Annotated in this window: 19 protein-coding genes and 4 tRNA genes; 7 read left to right on the top strand and 16 right to left on the bottom strand. The window is 58.2% G+C overall.

What is annotated here, in order from left to right:
* Positions 1-80: 80 nt before the first annotated feature.
* The 7 genes from AU074_RS12875 to AU074_RS12845 all read right to left on the bottom strand — a co-directional run bounded on the left by AU074_RS12875 (position 81) and on the right by AU074_RS12845 (position 6363).
* On the bottom strand, positions 81-1175 hold the full coding sequence (locus AU074_RS12875) for a hypothetical protein (protein ID WP_083676677.1): 1095 nt from the start codon (positions 1173-1175) through the stop codon (positions 81-83).
* 172 nt (positions 1176-1347) lie between these two features.
* A complete protein-coding gene (gene flgE, locus AU074_RS12870; protein WP_076015036.1) occupies positions 1348-2670 on the bottom strand; it encodes a flagellar hook protein FlgE in 1323 nt (440 codons plus the stop codon).
* A gap of 31 nt (positions 2671-2701) precedes the next feature.
* Positions 2702-3430 (bottom strand): flagellar hook assembly protein FlgD, encoded by a 729-nt coding sequence (flgD, locus tag AU074_RS12865; RefSeq protein WP_076015035.1) that lies wholly within the window; start codon positions 3428-3430, stop codon positions 2702-2704.
* Between the two features lie 16 nt (positions 3431-3446).
* Positions 3447-3899, bottom strand: coding sequence for a flagellar basal body rod protein FlgC (gene flgC, locus AU074_RS12860; protein ID WP_003214244.1), 453 nt, complete (start codon positions 3897-3899; stop codon positions 3447-3449).
* A 3-nt stretch (positions 3900-3902) separates the two neighbouring features.
* Positions 3903-4310 carry a flagellar basal body rod protein FlgB gene (flgB, locus tag AU074_RS12855; RefSeq protein ID WP_003214246.1) on the bottom strand — a complete coding sequence of 136 codons (408 nt, stop codon included), beginning with the start codon at positions 4308-4310 and terminating at the stop codon, positions 3903-3905.
* Positions 4311-4559: 249 nt separating this feature from the next.
* Entirely contained in the window at positions 4560-5387 is an 828-nt protein-coding gene (gene cheR, locus AU074_RS12850; protein WP_010165768.1) for a protein-glutamate O-methyltransferase CheR, read from the bottom strand.
* A 43-nt stretch (positions 5388-5430) separates the two neighbouring features.
* Positions 5431-6363, bottom strand: coding sequence for a chemotaxis protein CheV (locus AU074_RS12845; RefSeq protein WP_003214250.1), 933 nt, complete (start codon positions 6361-6363; stop codon positions 5431-5433).
* A gap of 80 nt (positions 6364-6443) precedes the next feature.
* Here AU074_RS12845 and flgA point away from each other — a divergent pair, with 80 nt between their 5' ends.
* The 4 genes from flgA to AU074_RS12825 all read left to right on the top strand — a co-directional run bounded on the left by flgA (position 6444) and on the right by AU074_RS12825 (position 9034).
* On the top strand, positions 6444-7208 hold the full coding sequence (flgA, locus tag AU074_RS12840; RefSeq protein WP_076015034.1) for a flagellar basal body P-ring formation chaperone FlgA: 765 nt from the start codon (positions 6444-6446) through the stop codon (positions 7206-7208).
* Positions 7209-7349: 141 nt separating this feature from the next.
* Entirely contained in the window at positions 7350-7673 is a 324-nt protein-coding gene (gene flgM / locus AU074_RS12835; RefSeq protein WP_003214254.1) for a flagellar biosynthesis anti-sigma factor FlgM, read from the top strand.
* A 48-nt stretch (positions 7674-7721) separates the two neighbouring features.
* Positions 7722-8189 (top strand): flagellar protein FlgN, encoded by a 468-nt coding sequence (gene flgN / locus AU074_RS12830; protein ID WP_076015033.1) that lies wholly within the window; start codon positions 7722-7724, stop codon positions 8187-8189.
* 95 nt (positions 8190-8284) lie between these two features.
* A complete protein-coding gene (locus tag AU074_RS12825) occupies positions 8285-9034 on the top strand; it encodes a flagellar brake protein (protein WP_076015032.1) in 750 nt (249 codons plus the stop codon).
* Between the two features lie 60 nt (positions 9035-9094).
* Here AU074_RS12825 and AU074_RS12820 read toward each other — a convergent pair whose 3' ends face one another.
* Together AU074_RS12820 and AU074_RS12815 are read right to left on the bottom strand one after the other, a co-directional pair.
* Positions 9095-10477, bottom strand: a complete 1383-nt coding sequence (locus AU074_RS12820) for an MFS transporter (RefSeq protein WP_076015031.1) — start codon at positions 10475-10477, stop codon at positions 9095-9097.
* Between the two features lie 341 nt (positions 10478-10818).
* Positions 10819-10895 (bottom strand) — tRNA-Arg (locus tag AU074_RS12815).
* Positions 10896-11232: 337 nt separating this feature from the next.
* On the opposite strand from AU074_RS12815, the gene AU074_RS12805 reads away from it, so the two are divergent.
* From AU074_RS12805 to AU074_RS12795, 3 genes are all read left to right on the top strand, one after another.
* Positions 11233-11460: a hypothetical protein gene (locus AU074_RS12805; protein ID WP_076015029.1), complete on the top strand. Its 228-nt coding sequence runs from the start codon at positions 11233-11235 to the stop codon at positions 11458-11460.
* Between the two features lie 20 nt (positions 11461-11480).
* Positions 11481-11660, top strand: coding sequence for a PA3371 family protein (locus AU074_RS12800; protein WP_076015028.1), 180 nt, complete (start codon positions 11481-11483; stop codon positions 11658-11660).
* Positions 11661-12096: 436 nt separating this feature from the next.
* Positions 12097-12423 (top strand): Arc family DNA-binding protein, encoded by a 327-nt coding sequence (locus AU074_RS12795; protein WP_003175643.1) that lies wholly within the window; start codon positions 12097-12099, stop codon positions 12421-12423.
* Between the two features lie 103 nt (positions 12424-12526).
* On the opposite strand, the gene mgtE is transcribed toward AU074_RS12795, so the two are convergent.
* From mgtE to alaS, 7 genes are all read right to left on the bottom strand, one after another.
* Positions 12527-13969: a magnesium transporter gene (gene mgtE / locus AU074_RS12790; protein WP_076015027.1), complete on the bottom strand. Its 1443-nt coding sequence runs from the start codon at positions 13967-13969 to the stop codon at positions 12527-12529.
* Positions 13970-14308: 339 nt separating this feature from the next.
* Positions 14309-14385: transfer RNA gene (locus AU074_RS12785), tRNA-Arg, on the bottom strand.
* A 72-nt stretch (positions 14386-14457) separates the two neighbouring features.
* A tRNA-Arg gene (locus AU074_RS12780) sits at positions 14458-14534 on the bottom strand.
* A 108-nt stretch (positions 14535-14642) separates the two neighbouring features.
* Positions 14643-14733, bottom strand: a tRNA-Ser gene (locus AU074_RS12775).
* Positions 14734-14795: 62 nt separating this feature from the next.
* Positions 14796-14984 carry a carbon storage regulator CsrA gene (csrA, locus tag AU074_RS12770; RefSeq protein WP_002554426.1) on the bottom strand — a complete coding sequence of 63 codons (189 nt, stop codon included), beginning with the start codon at positions 14982-14984 and terminating at the stop codon, positions 14796-14798.
* 186 nt (positions 14985-15170) lie between these two features.
* The gene (locus AU074_RS12765; RefSeq protein WP_076015026.1) at positions 15171-16412 is read right to left on the bottom strand and encodes an aspartate kinase; all 1242 of its coding nucleotides are present in this window, start codon (positions 16410-16412) and stop codon (positions 15171-15173) included.
* Positions 16413-16507: 95 nt separating this feature from the next.
* A complete protein-coding gene (gene alaS / locus AU074_RS12760; protein WP_076015025.1) occupies positions 16508-19126 on the bottom strand; it encodes an alanine--tRNA ligase in 2619 nt (872 codons plus the stop codon).
* Between the last annotated feature and the right edge of the window lie 120 nt (positions 19127-19246).

The following is a 19246-nucleotide window of genomic DNA, read 5'->3' as shown; positions in this document are numbered from 1 at the left end:
CGGGCTTGAACGCCCGGGATTGAAAAACCCGATAAACCCCGACTGCATAGGGTTTATCGGGTTTTTTCGTTTTAACGCCCTTAGAGGAACGCGTACGCAATACCCTGCTTAGGCGAGCCGCCCCGCCGGCCCCACAGCTCGACTTGCCCACCAATCACCGCCATTGAATGACGATCATAGGCCACGACACCCAGCGTGCCGCTCGCCAGCTCACTGCTTGAGGAGTTTCTGTAGAGCCCCTTCAACCCAAGGCGATCCAGCCCCTCGTGGGGCATTTCGCCGTTGTTCAAGCTCTGCATCGCATGGGCAAAGCTTCTCTGCGCTTCACCCGGCCTGTCGTCCAGACCATTTCCTTCAATCTGCGCACGCTTGGCACTCGCGGCAAACATGAAGTTTGCATCGGTCAGCATCTCCGGATCATCGCCTTTAAACTGTGCATACGCGGCGGCCTGCTTGAGTTCGTCCTTGGACAAATCAAGCTCGAAGTCGTCCCGCATTTTCACGCGATAGCCATCGGCCGTCTCTTTCACGTCCTTGAAAACGTCCGTGGGTTTCTGACCGTACCGCATCATCGCCCCCTTTATCGCTGAAACGGTGACGCAGTTGCCATCGGAGCCCTGGCGGAAGCCACTCCAGATATTGTCCGGTGGCTTTCCAGGATTGCTGTTGTCGGGCTTGTAGTTGAAATGCTTTGAACCTTCGGTCAGCGGCTTGTTGCTCATGGGGTCGCTGGGGCCAAAATCATTTCTGTTAGCCCCGCCCCCGCCCCCGCCGCCTCCGCCACCACCCCCTGGCGATGGGGCAGGGGCAGGAGCAGGAGCTGGGGATGGGGATGGCGGTGTGTCGTCCGAGTCCGGAAACAACAGCTTCAGCAGTTGTTTGAGAAACTCAAGCCACTGCCCGGAAGCCTCTTCAATCAGCTTGTTGAGAATTTCCCTGAATTTCTCGTCACCGATCTCCCCGCGCACTTCGTTGAGCTTGTCTCGCAGATCTTGCGCGAGCTGGCCCTTGGAAGTTTTCTCGGCGTCATCCAACGCTGTGAGCAGCTTTTTGACCGTTTCCTCGTTAGAGACACCCTTGTTTTCTTCATCGTCCGACCGATCTGGCGTCGCAATACCCCGACCTGAAAAACTCACGCCCCCGATGACACCACCTGAAACCGACACACTCGCCATTGCCTGCTCTCCACCCGTTGACCTCAGCCTTCTAGGCTTCGTGGGTGGAAAAACAGGCGTAGGCCGTTCCGCCAAAACCATGTCATCCCATGACAGCCCGGGACAATCGGCAGGCAAAAAAAAGCCCCTCGACCGAGGGGCTTTTCCAGTGTTGCGGCTTAAAGCGACAGCATCAGGTCATCTGGATGATGGTCTGCATGATGGTGCTCTGGGTGGAGATGGTCTTGGCGTTCGCCTGATAGTTGCTCTGGGCCTTGATCAGGTCCACCAGCTCGTTGGTCAGGTTGACGTTGGAGTTCTCCAGGGAGTTGGCCACGATCGAACCCAGGGTACCGACTTGCGGGGTATCAAAACCCGGCTGGCCCGACGCGAAGGTTTCTTTCCAGGTGGTGCCGCCGGCTGGCTGCAGGCCCTGCTCGTTGTTGAAGCTGGCCAAGGAAATCTGGCCGATGGCCTTGCTCTGCTGGTTGCTGAAAGTAGCGAACAGTACGCCGCTGCCGTCGATTTTCAGCCCGGTAATTTGACCGGTGGCGTAACCGTCGGTGGTTGGCGGGTTGCGGTAGGTAGCCGAGTTGAACTGGGTGATGTTCGCCATGTTGACGGCCACGCCGTCCGTGTTGGCGGCCGCGCCGTTAGACGTCCAGACACCATTGACCAGGCCACCCGGCTTCCAGTCGGAAATGGTCAGGGTGGTGTTCGAAGCGGTGGCTGGCGGGGTGATGATGCCCGAGAGCTTGCCGGCGGTGTCAAACGACAGCGTCGAGGCAACAGGCGCCTTCACGTCGGTACCGGTGCCACTGATCGGCGAACCGTCAGGGTTGCGCCCATCGATCAGGGTGTAGGACTTCCAGGTGTTGGAGTCCGTCTTCACCAGGTACTGCACCATCGGATGCGCGTTGCCCTGCGTATCGTAGAGCGTGGTGGAGTATTGAGTGGTGAAGGTCTCCGACTTGGTCGGATCAAACGGGGTCTTGGTCTGGTCGATCACCGGCGAGGACGAGTTCAGGTTACTGGTGGAGTCCACCTTGCTCGAAGCCTTCGGCGGCAGGTACGACAGGTTGAGCTGAAGGTCGGTCAAGCCGCCCTTCTGGATGTTGCCATCGGCGTCCGCCGCGTAGCCTTGCAGGCGCGAGGTGCCGGTGTTGTTGGTGATGTAGCCGTCCTTGTCGGCACGGAAGGCACCGTTACGGGTGTACTCCAGCGAACCGTCGCTGCCCTTCTGCACGAAGAAGCCGCCGCCCTGGATCGCCATGTCCAGCGTGCCGCCACTGTTGTTGACGTCACCCTGGGTGAACTGCTGGGACACGGCTGCCAGGTTCACACCGTTGCCGATGCTGTTCTGGCCGGTGCCCAGCTTGGACGCCGCGTAGATATCCGAGAATTCGGCACGGGACGACTTGAAGCCGGTGGTCGCGACGTTGGCAATGTTGTTACCGGTCACGTCCAGTTGTTTGTTGGCCGCATAGAGGCCGCTAAGGCCGATATTAAAAGACATTGTTCTCTCCTTTTGCCGTATCTAGCCGGCTCTATGTACCGATAGTCTGAATTTGCGACAGCTTGATGCTGCCCATGCCGCCCGCCAGGTTGAGCAGCATTTCGCCGCCGGTCTGGCTCAGGGTCACACTGGTCACCGTTGCCGGCAGCGAGGTGAGCAAGGCAACCGAGTCGCCCTTGTCATTCTTGGTGGTGGCATTGAAGGTGTAGGTGCCGGCTGGCGCCGTCTCGCCCGCATCGTTCTTGCCGTCCCAGACAAAGCTGGAATTGCCGGCGCTCTGGGCACCCATGTCGAGGGTGCGAACGACGTTGCCGTCCTTGTCGGTAATCTTGACCGAGACGTTGCCCGTCGCCGCCGTCACTGCCACGGAGCCGGTCATGCTCTTGCTGGTGTCGACCATGGACTTGTCGGTCTGGGTGATCACCGAGCGACCCACCAGCGACGAAGCCTGCAGTGCCTGCGAGGAGCTGAAGTTGCTGGAAATCGCATTCACCGAGTCGTTCAGGGTGTTGATGCCTTCCAGGCTGCTGAACTGTGCCAGCTGTGCCACGAACGCGCCGTTGTCCTGGGGCGACAGCGGGTTCTGGTTTTTCAGTTGGGTGACCAGCAGTTGCAGGAACGCGTCCTTGCCCAACGACTGGTTACCCGTCGCCGACTTGGCTGCGTCGCCGACGCTGCTGTTATCTGTCGCAGTCTTGACCTTGGAGTTGAAAAGGTCCTGGACCGCCGTGTTCGTCGAACTGGTATCAACAATGGCCATTATTTGGCGCCCCTTATCACTGACCCAGGGTCAGGACCTTCTGCATCATGGTTTTGGCGGTGTTCATCATTTCCGCGTTGGTCTGGAACGAGCGGCTGGCGGAAATCATGTCTGCCATTTCCTCGACCACGTTGACGTTGGGGTAGTACACGTACCCTTTTTCGTTCGCGGCAGGGTGGTTCGGTTCGTAGCGGGCTTCGAGGTTGCTTTGGTCTTCGACTACACCAAGCACCTGCACGCCCTGGCCTGCGGCATCCTGGTTCTGGAACAGCGAATCGCCGCTACCGCTCTGGCCGCCTTGGCCGCCCTGGAACATGGTGGCGAACACCGGGTGCCGGGCACGGTAGGTCTGGTCAATGCTCGAAGACACGGTCTCGGCGTTGGCGATGTTACTGGCGACGGTGTTGAGGCGCGTGGTCTGGGCGCTCATGCCACTACCGGCAATATTGAAAACACTGGCGAGGGACATGGCTTATTCTCCACGCAGGGCTGACATCAGCCCTTTGAATTTGCTGTTGAGCAGGGTGAAGCTGGCCTGGAAGTTCACCGAGTTCTCGGCGTAGGCCGATTGCTCCAGTTGAGCGTCCACGGTGTTCTGGTCGATCGACGGTTGCATCGGCGTGCGATACAGCAGCGACTCGTCACCATTGCCCAGGCCTTGCGCTTCGATATGACGGCTGTTGGTCATGTTCAAGGCGAAGGTGCCGTTCTTGGTCTTGTCTTGCTGTGCGGCGAGCACGGCAGAGAAGTCCAGGTCCCGAGCCTTGTAGTTCGGGGTGTCGGCGTTGGCGATGTTGTTAGCCAGGACTTCGGCACGCTGGGCGCGGAAGCCCAGGGCTTGTTCGTGGATACCGAGCGCTTTATCGAAGCTGATGCTCATGGCGGAAACCTTTAGGGGCTGACCTGCTTTTCGTAACAGGGTTATAGCAATCGGCATGCCAATTCTTTTGAGGGCCGTATTACAAGGGCTTGCGGGGCAATTGCCGGCGGCAATGCCAGAAAAGCGGCAAAGGGTTTCCGCGAAACGCCAGTAAAGCGGCAATGAGGGTTTGCCGCTTTGCGGCCATAAAAAAAGGGAGGCCTGTGCAGGCCTCCCTTTTTTGTTCAAGCATTTTTGCTCAAGCATTCATCACTTGGCCTGGTAAATGATCCCAGGACTGCACTGCACCATCTGGTAATGATCCGGCAAACCGTTCAGCGCCTCGGAAGCGCCAAGGAACAGATAACCACCGCGCTTGAGGGTGCCGTGGATGCGCAACAGAATGTCTTTCTTCACCTCGGCCGAGAAGTAGATCAACACATTGCGGCAGAACACCATGTCGAACTTGCCCAAGCTGGCGTAGCTGTCCAGCAGGTTGAACGAGCGAAACTCGACCCGGCTCTTGATCGGCGCCTTGACCGCCCAACGCCCCGCGCCTTTGGGATCGAAGAACCGCTGCAAGCGCTCCGGGGACAACCCGCGCCCCAGTGCCAGGCTGTCGTACTCGCCGGTCTTGCAGTTGGTGAGCATGGTGCCGGACAAGTCCGTGGCCACAATTTGCGCCCCGGCCTTCAACTGGCCCATGTTGGTCCGCTCGAACTCATCGATGGACATCGAGATCGAATACGGTTCCTGCCCCGACGAACAGGCGGCCGACCAGATGCGCAGGCGCTGGCCCGGTGCGGCCTTGATCGCCTCAGGCAGCACCTTGTTCTTGAGCACTTCAAACGGATAGGTATCGCGAAACCACAAGGTTTCGTTGGTGGTCATGGCATCGACCACCATCTCCTTGAGCCCGCTGCGCGGCTGGCCCTGGATCCGTTGCACCAACTCCCCGAGGGACTTGATGCCCTGCTGCTCCATCAGTTTGTTGAGACGGCTGGATACCAGGTACTGCTTGTTTTCACCGAGCAATATGCCACAGGCTTTTTCCAGGAAGACCCGGAACTGTTCGAAATCCAAATTACCCGTAGACAATGATACCGCCTCTTAAATCGTGTGACCGCCAGGGAAAAGGCCCCTAGCCGTGATCTGCTGCCTTGATCCGGTCGACTACCCGGGATGCCAGGTCATCAGGGCGGAATTTGGCCAGGAAGTCATCGGCACCGACCTTCTTGACCATCGCCTGATTGAATACACCCGACAACGAAGTATGCAGGATGATATGTAATTTTTGCATGCGTGGGTCGTTGCGTATCTCGGCCGTGAGGGTGTAGCCGTCCATTTCCGGCATCTCGATGTCGGAGATCATCATCAGGAATTCTTCTTCCGGCTTCTTGCCCTCGTCCACCAGCTTGCGCAGGTAATCCAGGGCCTGGCGACCGTCATTGAGCGCCACCACTTCAACGCCGACCGTCTGCAGGCAACGGGACACCTGTTTGCGCGCCACCGAGGAGTCATCCACCGTCAGCACCCGCAGCGAGATCGCCTTGTGCGCGGTTTCCGCGTCTACCACACCGACCGAAATCGCCTCCGAGGTCGGAGCCACTTCGGCGAGGATTTTCTCCACGTCGATGATTTCCACCAACTGGTTGTCGACCCGCGTCACCGCCGTGAGGTAGTGATCGCGACCGGTGCCCTTGGGCGGCGGATGGATCTCTTCCCAGTTCATGTTGACGATGCGCTCCACCGAGCGCACCAGGAAACCCTGGGTCTTGGTGTTGTACTCGGTGATGATCACAAACGGGCTCTCGCGGTCCTGCAACCCCGCCGAACCGGTGGCCATGGCCAGGTCAAGAATCGGGATGGTTGCGCCACGAATGTTGGCCACACCGCAAACCACCGGGCTGGACTTGGGCATTATTGTCAGCTTGGGACACTGCAGCACTTCCCGAACCTTGAAGACGTTAATCCCGTACAACTGCTTGCCGTCCAGACGGAACAGCAGCAACTCCAGGCGATTCTGCCCCACCAGCTGTGTGCGCTGGTTTACTGAATCCATTACACCGGCCATGCCCAGACTCCTACGCTAAAACTTAGGGGTACGACGCGTACCCAACACTAAACGGCACGAGCTTTGCTTTTTTATTGGCCATGGACATCAAAACGACAGTTTCCCGACGCCCCCGATCCCCACAGTACCGCAGATTGCTCTGCGCCTCGATGGCGTTGCTTGCCTTGGCTATGGGCCAGCCGGCCCGCGCCGATAACGTCACCTTGCCTGATCTACTTATCGGCGTCACTCAAGGCTTTCTTGAGTTCACTGTAGAAGATTATCTGGCGACGACGCAGACACCGGGCCGCTATGAAATCCAGGTCAACCAGTTGGATCCGCGCCTGCGCATGCCCATGTGCGACAAGGAATTGACAGCCTCCCTGGAGAGCCCCGCCCAACCCATCGGGCGCGTGACCGTGAAGGTGCGCTGCGAAGGCGCCTCGCCCTGGACGGTGTTTGTACCGGCCCAGGTCAAATTATTTCGCGACGTCGTGGTGGTGACCCGCCCGCTGAAACGCACCGGAATCATTGGTTATGAGGACGTTGCGATGCGCGAACGGGACATCAGCCAGATCAATCAGGGCTACCTCACGTCCCTGGACCAGGCGCTCGGGCAAAAACTTACCCGACCAATGGTTGCCGACCAAGTGATTACCCTGGTTCATCTTGAGCAGGCCGAAGTGGTGCGCAAAGGTGACCAGGTGGTGATCTCCGCCAGCAGCGGCGGCCTGAATGTAAAAATGCCGGGGGAAGCCCTGTCCAATGGCGGTATGAGTGAGCAGATTCGCGTGAAGAACCTCAACTCCAACCGCGTGATCAAGGCCCGGGTGACGGCACCGGGGCAAGTTGAGGTAGCTTTATAGATCACTGGCATCGGACGCCGGCTTTTCCTACACTGTGCGCAAAGCGGTATCGCGTATAGGTTTATTGTCAATCGAGCCTAAAGTTTGTCCGGGTATGGCCGAAAACATGGCAAGCGTCCAAATACCCAGAGGTTTTTTAACATGGTCATCGATTTCAGTCGTTTGAATAACGCCCTGCCAACGCCCGGATCTTCGCGCACCAACGGTGCCAAAGACAGCGTTGAAGCCAAGTCCCAGCCTCTGCCTGCCAAGACAGAACAGGCCGGTGCCAGCCAAAGCGGGGAATCGGTACACCTGAGCAATGAGGCTCAACAGTTGCAGAAGGTCACTGACTCGCTGAGCGATCAACCGGTTGTCAACAAAGCCCGCGTGGCCGAATTGAAGCAGGCGATTGCGGATGGCAGCTATAAGGTCGACAGCAACCGTGTAGCCAGCAAGCTGCTTAACTTCGAAGCCGAGCGCTAGGCAAAGGCCTGCGCCAGGCTTTTGGACGCTTAAACCCCAAGGCCAGCCATGCACGACGAAAACTTGCTACAACTGATCATTGAAGACCTGCCTCCTGCACAGCAGTTGCTGGAGCTACTTCGGGAAGAGTCCCTGGCCCTGTTCGGCCGGGACATGCGCATGCTGGAAGAAATCCTGGCGCGCAAGCAGTCGCTGATCGTCCTGCTGGAACAGCACGGCAAGAAGCGCAGCCAGATTCTCCTCAGCCTGGGCCTCTCGGCCGACCACAAGGGCCTGGAGCAACTCGCCAGCCACTCCACGGTGGGCGACCAGTTGCTGGCCCAAAGCAAAGAACTCAACCAGTTGCTGACCCTGTGCCAGGAAACCAACATTCTCAACGGCCAGGCTATCCAGCTTCAGCAAGCCACCACCGCCAATCAGTTGCGTATCCTCCACGGCGGCGAGCCTCCGGCCCTCTACAACGCTCAAGGCTCTACCTCACGCCTGGCCAAGCCAAGCACCCGCAGCCAAGCCTGAAACCAGCTTAAGCGCGCCCTATCCAAGGCGTGTCACATGCTGGCAAAATGAAAGCACTTGCGTGTAGTCGTATTTTGTCTGGAGATGGAAGAACCGTGTTCAACGCCCCTAACGCGGAAGATGCTCCGCAGCCACCCAAGGTACTCACCACGCCGCTGGAAATCGCTGGCACCTTGCGGATGCTGCAAGAGAGCCATGATCCGCTGATCATCACCTTCCACGAACGCAACCAGCGCTTTCAAAGCTACCTGGTGGAAATCGACCGGGACAGCCAGACGCTGGCCCTCGACGAAATGATCCCGCGGGACGGCGAACGCTACCTTGAGAATGGCGAAGCTTTCCGTATCGAAGGTTTTCACGATGGCGTGCGGGTGGCCTGGGAAAGCAACGGCACCCTGACCACCGACGAAGCTGGCGGCCACCGCATTTACCGCGGCAGCATGCCCGACGAAGTAATTTACCATCAGCGTCGCAATGCCTTCCGCGCCGCCCTGAAGCTGGCGCAACTGGTCGGCGTGGAACTGGGTGGCGACAAACTCAAGGCCCCTATCAGCGGCAAGTTGCTGGATATTTCCGCCACTGGCTGCAAATTGCGGTTCGAAGGGGACATCTCCGAACGCCTGCAACTGGGCCAAGTCTACGACCGCTTCATCGCCGCCCTGCCCTTTGGCAGCATGACCACCTCGGTGGAACTGCGTTACCTGCACTTCGAAGAAAGGATCAACACCACCTTCGCTGGCGTACGCTTTCACAACATGAGCGGGCTGGTGCAGCGTCAGGTCGAGCGGTTTGTGTACCAACTGCAGCGTGAAGCGCGCCGCTTCGACAAGGACGATGATCTTTAAACACTAAAGGTCGCGATAAAAAAGCGGGCAGTTCCTCAAGGGAACTGCCCGTTTTTGTTTTCAGGGACGCGCCCTGCTCAGGTCGTGGGGGTGATCATCCGGGTCCGGATGCTCCGGGGGCTCGGTAACCGGTGATGGCTCCTCCACCTCAGGATCGACTTCAGGCTCAGGGTCTGGAACGGCAGTCTGCATCTGGTCCTGCACCACCTGCTCATCCACACGCGGGTCGAGGCACGCCACCAGCGGCGAGCTGGACATGCTGTCGGGCATCGCTACGTGATGCAGCGGTGCATCGTCCACCTGATGCAGGTTGGTGACTGCCTTGGGCCGAATGCGCCAAACCAGGATCAACGCACACAGGCTGAAAAACGCATACAGCATGTGGCTGCCGAACAGCTTCATCACCACACCGGCCAACAACGGCCCGATACTGGCACCGACACCGTAGGTCACCAGCAACATCGCCGTGAGCGACACCCGGCGATCGCCCTCGACGTGGTCGTTGGAAAACGCCACGGCCAGCGGGTACAGGCAGAACTGCACCAGGGAACAGAGAAAGCCCGCAACAAACAGCACTTCCAACGGCACCTGGGTCATGATCGCCAACGGCAACGCGGCCACCGCCAGGCACAAGGCAAAGCAGCGAATCAACAGCGCGCGGTCATATCGATCGGACAACCAGCCCAACGGCCACTGCACCAGCAGCCCGGCGAAAATACAGCTACCCATGAACAGACCGACCTGCTCGGTGGTCAGCCCCTGCTGGGACGCGTAAAGCGGCGCCAAACCGTAGAACGAACCCACGATCAGCCCGGCGCCCAACACCGTACTGAGGGATTGCGGCACCCGCTTGATAAAGAAGCGCGGTTCCATCGGCGCAGGATGCAGCGGTGCCGGGTGAATACGGCGAGTCATGGCCACTGGCACCAGGCACAGCGCAAAACACAGCGCGACCAGCATCAGCAACTCAAGGCCCAACTCAGGGTGCATCACAAGGATCAGTTGGCCCAGCACCAGGCCGAGGTACGAAGCAATCATATAGCCGCTGAACACCGCACCGCGCTGCTTGGCTTCAGCCTGCTCGTTAAGCCAGCTCTCGATGACCATGTACTGGCACATCATGCCCAAGCCGACAATCATCCGCAGCACAATCCAGGCTGGCAGCCAGTTGATCAGCCCGTGGCCCAACACCGCCGCACCGACGATCCCGGCACAGGTGGCGTAGGCCCGGATATGCCCGACGCGGCCAATCAGGCGGTGACCGATCTTGCCCCCCAATACCAGGCCAAAATAGTTGGCGGCCATCAACGCACCCACCCACAGGCTGTCGACGTGATCTGCCGCCAGGCGCAAGGCCAGGTAAGTACTGAGCAGGCCGGAGCCGATCAGCATCATCAGGGAAGCAAAATAAAGGGCTCGAAAAGGTTTCCAGATCTGGCGCATCGGCGTTCCGAGCGGCTCCTTGCAATGGGGTTCAGGGCTATCGGAATGATAGTCCCGGGTCGTCGGGTCCGGACAGCCAAAATACGCGGTTGCCGGGGAATATTTTGCTCATGCCAATTGGCTACGTGTCAGACGCTCGACAGTGACCTGCGAGGTACACGATGCCGACGAATACTTGCGCCGCCTCGCCCTTGCCTCCCGTGTGAACCTCAAACGCGGGCAAGGTTCGGTTGGTGTTTGAAAAGACTGGAGACCACAGGGCCCAGGCACAAAAAAGCCCCGCCAGATAAATCTGATCGGGGCTTTCTGAAGTTCGGGCCGCTTGGGCAGGAACGATTATGTGGTGTCCCAGGGCCGGTTCGAACGGCCAACCTTCCCCTTAGGAGGGGGATGCTCTATCCAATTGAGCTACTGGGACAAATGACAGCCAGCCGGCCAAGAGCACGGCGACGGACGGCGTGCATGTTAACGGCGCAGGTCAATTTTGTCATGTCGTCCGTGGGCTTTTTGAGTGTAGGCCTATGCCCGCAGCACCAAGGCTCATTCCAGGCAATGATTGCGGGCAATTCGCAACCGTCGTGCAAAATGCATTACCCCAAAATGCCATCATTGCAAATTGCAACATCACGACAACATAGGACATATATAACTATTTGATTTTAAAGAATTTATTATCAAATAAAGACTGGCACGGCGCCTGCAATCCTTTATCCTACAAATACAGTCCGGCCCAGCCATCTGCGGAGAACATGCCCATGAACAGCGCAATTCTACTAGCCCTCAATACCGTTGCTCTGGCTGCGCTGGTGATGTTCCATTTTCAATCTACAACCGCTGATGATGCCGCGCAGGTCAGCCAGGCGATTCCCCATCACCTCCAGCAGCGCCCGCAGCTGGCAGTCATGAAGCCGCACATGCAATCACCGCTGCAACTGACCCAGGGCACTCAGGCCGCCCCTTCGACTGAACACTGGGTTTTCTGAACCGCTTACCGGAGTATTCCATGACCAAGTCCGCCTGGTTGTTTCTAACCCTGGCCCTGGCCGCAGCCGGCCTCGGCTTGAACGTATTGTCGCAAGGTGTACAGACCGTCTCATTCGTGGCCGCCGGCGTGTTTGGCAGCCTGTGGGTACTGGCAATCATCATTGGTCGCCGCATCAAATTCGACCCTGTATTGCGCTGAATCCCTCCGCTCGTCGTCCTCTTGCAAATAGCAGCCACCCTCAGGCTCACCCGTCCGAACAACTGACCATATGTCGCTCCGCCCTCGTAAATTGGCAATTTGCCACTAATCTTAAAGTTAAGGGCAAAAGGCCATATTGCTATAGGATGTGCGCCCGAAAAGCCTTTTGCGCCCAGGGCCTGCGGCCTCAACACCCTTTTGGGTGCGTCCGTGGAAAAGTTTTCCAACCAGTCCGCAAATTTTGAAATGAGTACTGGCATAAAGCCGGTAGCCGGTTCAATATTTGTCACAGAATTGACGCCAAGGAACTGGCAAATCTGAGGCATGATGCGGCCTCTTTGCAATTCAGGTTGAACATTTGGCAGCAAGCCTTGTCCTAACATGCATCTTGCGGCCAATTCCAAAAACCGCTCCCCTGAACTAACCGGTTAAATATATGCGCCCATTGAAACAGGCAATTTATTCCAGCCGTACGGCTGACAAGTTCGTCGTACGTCTGCCAGACGGAATGCGGGAACGCATTGCCGAGGTGGCTCGCAATCATCACCGCAGCATGAACTCCGAAATCATCGCACGCCTGGAACAAAGCCTGATTCAGGAAGGTGCGCTGGGCGACGAGCTGAGCATGCGCCTGGACAGCCCCGAGCTGTCACTGCACGAACGCGAACTGCTGCAGCGTTTTCGTCAGCTCTCCCACCGCCAGCAAAATGCTCTCGTCTCGCTTATCGCTCACGACGTTGAGGCAGCTGCAGAAGCCAACTGATTGGCAACCGAAAGCTGAAAGCCAGCCATGGGCTGGCTTTTTTTTGCCTGGGATTTGGTAAAGAAGGATCAGGGGGCAAAAGCCCCCTGGCCTATAGAAGGGATCAAAGCAGGAAGATGGTTGCCAGGCCAAGGAAGATGAAGAAGCCGCCACTGTCAGTCATGGCCGTGATCATGACACTAGCGCCCATGGCCGGGTCGCGCCCAAGGCGTACCAGGGTCATTGGAATCAGAACCCCCATCAAGGCCGCCAACAGCAGGTTAAGCGTCATCGCCGCGGTCATGACCACGCCGAGCGACCAACTGCCATACAGCAGGTACGCCACGATGCCAATGACACCACCCCACACCACGCCGTTGATCAGCGCGACCGCAAGCTCCTTGCGCATCAAACGCTTACCATGGCCGGTACCCACCTGATCCAGCGCCATGGCACGTACGATCATGGTGATGGTCTGGTTACCCGAGTTACCGCCAATCCCGGCAACGATCGGCATCAGCGCCGCCAGGGCCACCAGCTTCTCGATGGAGCCTTCAAACAGGCCAATAACCCTTGATGCAATAAACGCGGTAATCAAATTGACCGCCAGCCAGGCCCAGCGGTTACGCAGGGACTTCCAGACTGACGCAAAAATATCTTCTTCTTCCCGCAGACCGGCCATGTTGAGGACTTCGCTTTCGCTCTCCTCACGAATCAGGTCGACCATTTCATCGATAGTCAGACGGCCGATCAGCTTGCCGTTCTTGTCGACCACCGGGGCCGAGATCAAGTCATAACGCTCGAACGCCTGGGCGGCGTCGTAAGCGTCTTCGTCGGGATGGAAACTCACCGGATCACTGGCCATGACGTCCGCGACTTTCTTGTCCGGGTCATTGACCAGCAGGCGCTTGATCGGCAGCACGCCCTTGAGAATGCCTTCGTTATCGACCACGAACAGTTTGTCGGTGTGGCCCGGCAGTTCCTTGAGGCGGCGCAGGTAACGCAGAACCACTTCCAGGCTGACGTCTTCGCGGATGGTGACCATCTCGAAGTCCATCAGTGCACCGACCTGCTCCTCGTCGTAGGACAACGCCGAACGCACGCGCTCACGCTGTTGAGCGTCGAGGGTTTCCATCAGCTCATGAACGACGTCTCGCGGCAGCTCGGAAGCCAGGTCAGCGAGTTCGTCGGCATCCATGTCCTTGGCGGCAGCCAGGAGCTCGTGATCGTCCATGTCGGCGATCAGGGTTTCACGGACCGAGTCGGATACTTCGAGGAGGATGTCGCCGTCGCGGTCAGCCTTGACCAACTGCCACAGAGTCAGACGGTCATTAAGCGGCAAGGCTTCGAGGATGTAGGCGACGTCGGCAGAGTGCAGGTCATCGAGCTTGCGTTGCAGCTCGACAAGGTTTTGCCGGTGGACAAGGTTCTCGACCCGGTCGTGATTCGCGCCTTCCTGGCGATGCGTCAGGTCTTCGACCACGCGCTGGCGCTGCAGCAGCTCGACGACTTGAGCCAGGCGATCCTGCAGGCTTTCTTGTGTTTTCTTTACTTCAACTTCGGTCATAGGCGAACTCCACTCCCAGCAGCAGGGCACGCCGGAAGGATCAATCAGTCAATTCATGATTGGTAAAACGGGGTACTGAGTAGCTACTGGGTAAGTCCATGGAAGTGTTCCACAAGCCCCGGCGGGGCTGACGGGCGCAATGATACACCGGGCGGCCGCTTTTAACGTCAAAAAACTGGAAAGAACAAGCGCTTGCGACACAAAGCTGAGCATTGGCCACACATATGAACTGCGACGACGCAGCTCAAAAGGAAAACACATGGGCGGGAGAAAAAGACGCCGCGGGAAATAAAAACCCCAGACGGCAAAAAGCCCGCACTTGGCGGGCTTTTTGTTGTTTGGTGCACTCGACAGGATTCGAACCTGTGACCGCTCGGTTCGTAGCCGAGTACTCTATCCAGCTGAGCTACGAGTGCAGATTGTGTTTTTAGACCAGATCACAACTGGTTGAAGCCAAGTTACCTGCATTGCTGCAACTAACTCTTAAATGGTGCACTCGACAGGATTCGAACCTGTGACCGCTCGGTTCGTAGCCGAGTACTCTATCCAGCTGAGCTACGAGTGCATTTGTTGCCGCGCATTATAGGCCGTTCAATCTCTATGTAAAGCTATTTTTTCGTTTAGTTTCAACAACTTAGCGAAAAAACCAGATTGCAACGTACTAAGCAAATAATGGCGGAGAACGGGGGATTCGAACCCCCGACACCCTTTTGAGGTGTACTCCCTTAGCAGGGGAGCGCCTTCGGCCACTCGGCCAGCTCTCCGCAACACGGGGCGTATATTAACCAGCTTCATCCCCGTTTGCAAACATAAAAAACGATAAAAATTAATGGCTTGGTTCTTCGTCCTTCTCTTTCTTGATCCGCAGGTAGATTTCCTCGCGGTGGACAGCCACCTCTTTCGGAGCGTTAACCCCAATACGCACTTGATTGCCTTTAACGCCGAGCACGGTCACGGTGATTTCGCCATCACCAATAATCAGGCTTTCTGCGCATCGACGAGTCAGAATCAGCATACCTTTCTCCTCACGCATTTCATTTCGGGAACAACAGTCTGCAAAAAAAAGGCATTCGACCTACAACCAAATGGTCATAGCCCTACCTGCCTAAGTATTGTCGAGCCCAGGTAAAAGAACAGGTCTTCACCACGCGCCCGACAAAAAAATGAAAGGCGCGGATAACCGCGCCTTCCTGGCAACGCATCACTCGCCCTGTCGGGCCGGAGCGTCCAGCTCAAAAGCGGTATGCAGTGCGCGTACAGCCAGTTCCAGGTACTTCTCTTCGATCACCACCGACACCTTGATTTCCGACGTGGAGATCATCTGGATGTTGATGCTTTCCTTGGCCAGGGCTTCGAACATGCGGCTGGCAACGCCCGCATGGGAACGCATGCCCACGCCCACGATCGACACCTTGGCAATCTTGGTATCGCCGACCACTTCACGGGCGCCGATTTCCTTCGCGGTGTTCTGCAGGATCCGCTCCGCCGCATCGTACTCGTTGCGGTGCACGGTGAAGGTGAAATCGGTGGTGTTATCGTGCGAAACGTTCTGCACGATCATGTCGACTTCGATGTTCGCGCCACTGATAGGGCCCAGAATCTTGAAGGCCACGCCCGGGGTGTCTGGCACGCCACGGATAGTCAGCTTGGCTTCATCACGGTTGAAAGCGATACCGGAAATGATCGGCTGTTCCATGGATTCCTCTTCATCAATAGTAATGAGGGTGCCCGGACCCTCCTTGAAGCTGTGCAGTACGCGCAGCGGAACGTTGTACTTGCCGGCGAACTCAACGGCACGGATCTGCAACACCTTGGAACCGAGGCTGGCCATTTCCAGCATCTCTTCGAAGGTGATCTTGTCCAGGCGCTGAGCCACGGGCACAACCCGCGGGTCGGTGGTGTAGACGCCATCCACATCGGTGTAGATCTGGCACTCGTCAGCCTTCAGGGCTGCCGCCAGGGCCACGCCGGTGGTGTCGGAACCGCCACGACCCAAGGTGGTGATGTTGCCGTGTTCGTCGACGCCCTGGAAACCGGCGACAACCACTACACGACCGGCCTTCAGGTCAGCGCGAATCTTCTGATCATCAATCTGCAGGATGCGTGCTTTAGTGTGCGCGCTATCCGTAAGAATGCGGACCTGGTTGCCAGTGTAGGACACCGCCGGCACACCACGCTTGTTCAGCGCCATGGCCAGCAACGCGATGGTCACCTGCTCACCGGTGGAAATGATCACGTCCAGCTCACGGGGAACCGGTTGCTGATCGCCACTGATTTGCTTGGCCAGATCGATCAGGCGATTGGTCTCGCCGCTCATGGCCGACAGCACCACCACCAGGTCATCGCCGGCATCGCGGAATTTCTTAACCTTGTCGGCGACCTGCTCGATTCTTTCGACAGAGCCGACCGAGGTGCCTCCAAATTTCTGTACGATCAAAGCCATTTCTAAGCCGCCTCAGCCCGTAAAGGGGCGCCTGTTATTCAATCAACCAGCACTGACTGAGCCCGCGACTAGACCACGGGCTCATTAACAGCGTCTTAAATACCTGCCTCGACAAACGGCACGGTCAGGGCCAGGGCCGCGTCCAGGGCGCCGGCGTCAACACCACCGCCTTGCGCCATGTCCGGACGACCACCGCCCTTCCCGCCCACTGCCGCGGCGGCTTGCTTCATCAAATCACCGGCCTTGAGTTGGCCAGCCAGGTCTTTGGTTACACCGGCAACCAGAACGACCTTCTCCTCATGGACACTGCCGAGCAGGATCACTGCGCGGCCGAGCTTGTTCTTCAACTGATCGACCAAGGCCAACAGCGCCTTGCCGTCCTGACCGTCCAGGCGCACGGCCAGCACTTTCACACCCTTGACGTCCAGGGCGGAAGCCGACAAATCGTCGCCCGCCGCGCTGGCCGCCTTGGCCTGCAACTGCTCCAGCTGTTTCTCCAGCTGACGGTTGCGCTCCAGTACGCCGGAGAGCTTGTCGATCAGGTTGTCGCGACTGCCCTTGACCAGGCCGGCCGCTTCCTTGAGTTGTTCTTCTGCCGCATTGAGGTAGGCCAGGGCCGCAGCGCCGGTGATCGCTTCAATACGACGCACGCCGGAAGCCACACCGCCTTCGCTGATGATTTTCAGCAGGCCGATGTCGCCGGTACGGCTGGCGTGGATACCGCCACACAGCTCAACCGAGAAGCTGCCGCCCATGCTCAGTACGCGCACTTCGTCGCCGTACTTCTCGCCAAACAGCGCCATGGCGCCTTTTTTCTTGGCGGTCTCGATGTCGGTTTCTTCGGTTTCCACCGGGGTGTTCTTGCGAATCTCGGCGTTGACGATGTCTTCCAGGGCCTTCAACTGCTCAGGCTTGATCGCCTCGAAATGACTGAAGTCAAAACGCAGGCGCTGGCTATCCACCAACGAACCCTTCTGCTGCACATGCTCACCCAACACCTGACGCAACGCGGCGTGCAGCAAGTGAGTGGCCGAGTGGTTCAAAGCAGTTGCATCCCGTACGTCGGCATCCACCTGAGTGTCCACCGGCGCGCCGACGGTCAGGTTACCCAGCACCAGCACGCCGTGATGCAGGAACGCACCGCCGGTCTTGGTGGTGTCGCGCACTTCAAAACGACCGGAAGTCGAGCTCAGGAAACCGCAGTCACCGACCTGGCCACCGGATTCGGCGTAGAACGGGGTCTGATCCAGGACTACAACGCCCTCGTCACCTTCGTTCAGCACGTCGACCGACTTGCCGTCCTTATAGATAGCCACGATCTTGGCCGAGCCAACGGTGGCTTCATAACCAATGAACGAAGTCGCTACATCAACCTTTACCAGGGTGTTGTAGTCCAGGCCAAAGGAGCTGGCGGAACGGGCACGTACACGCTGGGCTTCCATCTCACGCTCAAACCCGGCTTCGTCGATGGTCAGCTCGCGTTCGCGGGCGATGTCGGCGGTCAGGTCCATCGGGAAACCGTAGGTGTCGTACAGCTTGAACACCACATCGCCCGGCACCACGGTGCCTTTAAGCTCGGCCAGGTCCTGCTCGAGGATCTTCAGGCCGTGCTCCAGGGTCTTGGAGAACTGCTCTTCTTCAGCCTTGAGCACGCGCTCGATGTTGGCTTGCTGCTGCTTGAGTTCCGGGAAGGCTTCGCCCATCTCGGCTACCAGCGCGGCAACGATCTTGTAGAAGAAGCTGCCGGTAGCGCCCAGCTTGTTACCGTGGCGGCAGGCGCGACGGATGATGCGGCGCAGCACGTAGCCACGGCCTTCGTTCGACGGCAATACACCGTCGGCGATCAGGAAACCGCAGGAACGGATGTGGTCCGATACAACCTTGAGCGACGACTGATTGTCGTTGGCACAACCAATGGCCGCGGCCGAAGCGCTCAGCAGGTTGGTGAACAGGTCGATCTCGTAGTTGGAGTGAACGTGCTGCATCACCGCACTGATCCGCTCCAGGCCCATGCCGGTGTCCACCGACGGCGCTGGCAACGGATGCAACACGCCATCGGCGGTGCGGTTGAACTGCATGAACACGTTGTTCCAGATTTCGATGTAGCGGTCGCCGTCTTCTTCCGGCGAGCCCGGTGGGCCACCCCAGATGTCGGCGCCGTGATCGTAGAAAATCTCGGTGCAAGGGCCGCACGGGCCGGTGTCGCCCATGGTCCAGAAGTTGTCGGAGGCGTAAGGCGCGCCTTTGTTGTCGCCGATGCGAATCATGCGCTCGGCCGGCACCCCGATTTGCTGGGTCCAGATGTCGTAGGCTTCGTCATCGGTGGCGTAGACGGTGACCCAGAGTTTTTCCTTCGGCAGCTTCAGCACGCCGGTCAGGAAGGTCCAGGCGAAGGTGATCGCATCTTTCTTGAAATAGTCGCCGAAGCTGAAGTTACCCAGCATCTCGAAGAATGTGTGGTGGCGGGCGGTGTAGCCCACGTTTTCCAGGTCGCTGTTCTTGCCGCCGGCGCGTACGCACTTCTGGCTGCTGGTGGCGCGGGTGTAGGCGCGCTTTTCCTGGCCCAGGAAGCAGTCCTTGAACTGGTTCATCCCCGCGTTAGTGAACAGCAGGGTTGGGTCATTGCCTGGGATCAAGGAGCTGGAGGCGACACGGGTGTGACCTTGCTCTTCGAAGAAGCGAAGGAAGGCTTCACGGATTTCTGCGCTTTTCATTAGGTTCTTCCACGGAGGCTGCGGCCAAAGGCCAGTGCTAAACGTCATCAGACGGAGCGACGGCAAAGGGCCGCATTATATCGGCCCTTTGCCCGTGGTACAGCGTGTTTATGTGATAGA

This window comes from Pseudomonas sp. ATCC PTA-122608 (assembly GCF_001952855.1).
Lineage (GTDB): Bacteria > Pseudomonadota > Gammaproteobacteria > Pseudomonadales > Pseudomonadaceae > Aquipseudomonas.
This window is presented reverse-complemented; position numbering and strand designations above follow the sequence as displayed.

What these genes read in the sequence shown, in the direction of transcription:
- AU074_RS12875 (WP_083676677.1), bottom strand. Translation starts at nt 1,175, where the DNA reads ATGGCGAGTGTGTCGGTTTCAGGTGGTGTCATCGGGGGCGTGAGTTTT.
- flgE (WP_076015036.1), bottom strand. Translation starts at nt 2,670, where the DNA reads ATGTCTTTTAATATCGGCCTTAGCGGCCTCTATGCGGCCAACAAACAA.
- flgD (WP_076015035.1), bottom strand. Translation starts at nt 3,430, where the DNA reads ATGGCCATTGTTGATACCAGTTCGACGAACACGGCGGTCCAGGACCTT.
- flgC (WP_003214244.1), bottom strand. Translation starts at nt 3,899, where the DNA reads ATGTCCCTCGCCAGTGTTTTCAATATTGCCGGTAGTGGCATGAGCGCC.
- flgB (WP_003214246.1), bottom strand. Translation starts at nt 4,310, where the DNA reads ATGAGCATCAGCTTCGATAAAGCGCTCGGTATCCACGAACAAGCCCTG.
- AU074_RS12845 (WP_003214250.1), bottom strand. Translation starts at nt 6,363, where the DNA reads ATGGCCGGTGTAATGGATTCAGTAAACCAGCGCACACAGCTGGTGGGG.
- flgA (WP_076015034.1), top strand. Translation starts at nt 6,444, where the DNA reads ATGGACATCAAAACGACAGTTTCCCGACGCCCCCGATCCCCACAGTAC.
- flgM (WP_003214254.1), top strand. Translation starts at nt 7,350, where the DNA reads ATGGTCATCGATTTCAGTCGTTTGAATAACGCCCTGCCAACGCCCGGA.
- flgN (WP_076015033.1), top strand. Translation starts at nt 7,722, where the DNA reads ATGCACGACGAAAACTTGCTACAACTGATCATTGAAGACCTGCCTCCT.
- AU074_RS12820 (WP_076015031.1), bottom strand. Translation starts at nt 10,477, where the DNA reads ATGCGCCAGATCTGGAAACCTTTTCGAGCCCTTTATTTTGCTTCCCTG.
- AU074_RS12805 (WP_076015029.1), top strand. Translation starts at nt 11,233, where the DNA reads ATGAACAGCGCAATTCTACTAGCCCTCAATACCGTTGCTCTGGCTGCG.
- AU074_RS12800 (WP_076015028.1), top strand. Translation starts at nt 11,481, where the DNA reads ATGACCAAGTCCGCCTGGTTGTTTCTAACCCTGGCCCTGGCCGCAGCC.
- AU074_RS12795 (WP_003175643.1), top strand. Translation starts at nt 12,097, where the DNA reads ATGCGCCCATTGAAACAGGCAATTTATTCCAGCCGTACGGCTGACAAG.
- mgtE (WP_076015027.1), bottom strand. Translation starts at nt 13,969, where the DNA reads ATGACCGAAGTTGAAGTAAAGAAAACACAAGAAAGCCTGCAGGATCGC.
- csrA (WP_002554426.1), bottom strand. Translation starts at nt 14,984, where the DNA reads ATGCTGATTCTGACTCGTCGATGCGCAGAAAGCCTGATTATTGGTGAT.
- AU074_RS12765 (WP_076015026.1), bottom strand. Translation starts at nt 16,412, where the DNA reads ATGGCTTTGATCGTACAGAAATTTGGAGGCACCTCGGTCGGCTCTGTC.
- alaS (WP_076015025.1), bottom strand. Translation starts at nt 19,126, where the DNA reads ATGAAAAGCGCAGAAATCCGTGAAGCCTTCCTTCGCTTCTTCGAAGAG.